The sequence below is a fragment of the Lentiprolixibacter sp. genome (genome assembly GCF_982873095.1).
In genome coordinates, this window is sequence record NZ_CEYNTP010000296.1 from 1 (window position 1) to 3,030 (window position 3,030).

Here is a 3,030-nt window from a genome sequence, read left to right on the forward strand (position 1 = left end):
GTTGGTGCGATCAGAACTGATATCTGATCCACAGGGCTATATCAAAGTCAAAGTTATCCGAGAAATCATCATAACCCACCAGGCCAATTTCCGGACGAAAATCGAGGGACAGCAGCAGCGGGATGTCAAAATTGTATTCCACACCGATATTCCCTGCTCCGAATATGAAGAGGCCGCCATCAAGCTCTGTATTGGGCACAGCGTCAAAATCAACGCTTCCAAGTCCGCCACCTACACCGTAATACCAGTTGAAGTTACCATCCAATACATGGATCCACTGGTAAACCGCTGCGAGTTTAAAGGCGTCGTAGTTCCTGTTGTCTCTCCATCCCAGATTAAGTTCGAGACGGTTGTACCGCGCTATTGATTTCTGATAGGAAATTTCGGCACCAAAACCGTCGCTATCGCCTAACCTAAGGCCTAAAGCATGTTCTGAGATGTCCTGAGCACTTGCCGTAATTCCGATGAAACAGAAAATTACGGGAATAATTTTTAGAATTTTCATAGGTGTTATTGTTTACGTTTTATTCTAAGCCTTCTGGCCATAATACAGTCAATAAAAACTTAAATTAGCATGCAAAATTGTATTGGGTTGCAAAAAAACTTATTCACAAAGGTAGCTAAAGCTATGCAAGGTTCTATCCATTGGGACAAACTCACCCGAACCTTGTACGCTACAGATGCTTCAGTCTACAGGATGCTTCCGTCTGCAGTAGCCTATCCCAAATCGGTCGCAGACATTCAACTATTGGTGCGCTTTGCCGCGGAACATCAGCTTGGTTTGATACCACGCACTGCCGGTACTTCCCTTGCAGGTCAGTGTGTGGGGCAGGGGATTGTTGTGGATGTTTCCCGGCATATGACACGCATCCTGGAGCTGGACCTGGAGAAAAAACAGGTCCGGGTGGAACCCGGGGTGATACGGGACGAACTCAACCAGTACCTTTCTGAACATGGGCTTTTCTTTGGACCCAACACCTCTACTTCCAACCGCTGTATGATGGGCGGCATGGTTGGCAACAACTCGAGTGGAACTACTTCCATCCAATATGGCGTGACGCGGGACAAGGTCATGGCGCTAAAAACGGTTTTGGCAGATGGCAGCGAAGCTGAGTTTAAATCCCTCACGTCCTCAGAATTTATGGAGAGGTCCAGGGAAAAATCCCTTGAGGGAAGTATATACAGACATATCCATGAGGAACTCATCAACAAAGAGAACCAAGAAGAGATCCGGAAAAATTTCCCAAAACCTGCAATACACCGCAGAAACACGGGTTACGCGATAGATAAACTCCTGAAAAGCGAGTTGTTTGGAGGTACGGAGCAAGAGATCAACCTTTGTGAACTGCTTTGCGGCAGTGAAGGCACGCTGGCCATGACCACAGAAATCACCCTTCAGCTAGACGATGTACCTCCGTCCTTATCGGCTATGGTAGTCACCCATTACGCTACACTGGAAAGCTGCCTGGCCGATGTGGCACCGGTCATGGAACACAGCTTGCATATGTGTGAAATGATGGACAAAGTGATCCTGGACTGTACTAAAAATAACAGGCAACAACAGGCCAATAGATTTTTTGTGGAAGGCGACCCGAAGGCACTGCTGATGTTACAGGTTTGCGATGAAACGGAGTCCGGCCTTGCACAGCAGCTTAAAGCCTTACAGGACACTATAGAAAGATCAGGGCACAGTTATGCCAGCCCGGTGTTGTATGGGAAGGATATCAATAAGGCCATAGAACTGAGAAAAGCCGGCCTTGGACTGCTTGGAAATATGGTGGGCGACCGTAAAGCAGTAGCCTGTATTGAAGACACCGCGGTTGCCCTGGAAGACTTAAAGGATTTTATAGGGGAATTCACCTCTATCATGGCGGGTTACGGACAGGAAGCGGTCTATTACGCCCATGCAGGGGCCGGAGAATTGCACCTGAGACCTATATTGGACCTCAAAAAGTCTGAGGACGTCTCTCTGTTCCGGGCCATCACGACAGATGTGGCGCATCTCACCAAGAAATATCAGGGTTCTTTCAGCGGCGAACATGGAGATGGCATCGTAAGGGCTGAATTCATCCCCATGATGATCGGGGAATCCAACTATTCACTCCTCAGGAGAATTAAAGGATATTTTGATCCCGGAAATATCTTCAACCCCGGTACAATCGTGGAGGCGTACCCTATGGACAAGTCCCTGCGCTATGAAGTAGACCGTAAAGAACCCGATATCCGTACGTTTTTGGACTTTTCTGATACTGAGGGAATACTCAGGGCGGCAGAACAATGCAATGGAAGTGGGGACTGTCGAAAAACCCACAAAGCAGCAGGCACCATGTGCCCAAGTTATCAGGCTACCAGGGATGAAAAAGATACCACACGTGCCAGGGCCAATACCCTACGGGAAATGCTTACCACAAACACCCAAACCAATCGGTTTAACTCAGAAGAGCTCAGGAAAGTGTTTGACCTTTGTCTCAGCTGTAAGGCCTGTGGCAATGAATGTCCCAGCAATGTGGACATCGCCACCATGAAGGCAGAATTCCTGTATCAATATCAGGAAACCCATGGGTATTCCTTAAGAAGTCGCTTATTTGCCTATAATTACTCCTTCAACAAATGGGGGAGCTACCTGCCGGGAATCACCAACTGGATATTTGCCAACCGGGTTACGGGTACCCTCATAAAAAAAATCAGCGGGATTGCCCAAGAACGCAGCCTGCCTAAAGTGTCAACTAATAATTTAAGTAAGTATTTACAAAGTATTGTAAAAAAAGATGCTAGAAAGGGAAATGTAATCTTATATATTGATGAGTTTACCGAAGTACTAGACACCGAGATAGGAAGGGATGCCATAGCCTTATTGAGTGGCCTGGGATATGCTGTACAGTTGTATTTTGGTGAAAGTGGACGGGCCCACTTGTCCAAAGGCTTCCTGAAATCGGCAAGGCGGTTGGCGGCAAAGCACCTGGAAGCACTAGGTCCTTTGCTTGCCGAAGGTACTCCCGTAGTTGGCATCGAACCGTCTGCCATCTTAAG

2 protein-coding genes are annotated in these 3,030 nt (G+C 47.5%); one reads left to right on the plus strand and one right to left on the minus strand.

Features of this window, described 5'->3' with window-relative positions:
• Nucleotides 1–10 precede the first annotated feature (10 nt).
• Entirely contained in the window at nt 11–505 is a 495-nt protein-coding gene (locus AC4E7D_RS13430; protein ID WP_490174295.1) for a hypothetical protein, read from the minus strand.
• A gap of 87 nt (nt 506–592) precedes the next feature.
• Here AC4E7D_RS13430 and AC4E7D_RS13435 point away from each other — a divergent pair.
• Nucleotides 593–3,030 (plus strand): FAD-binding and (Fe-S)-binding domain-containing protein (locus AC4E7D_RS13435; protein WP_490174296.1); only part of this gene is annotated, 2,438 nt, incomplete at its 3' end.

Coding starts and splice junctions, on each gene's coding strand:
- AC4E7D_RS13430 (WP_490174295.1), bottom strand. CDS start 505: ATGAAAATTCTAAAAATTATTCCCGTAATTTTCTGTTTCATCGGAATT.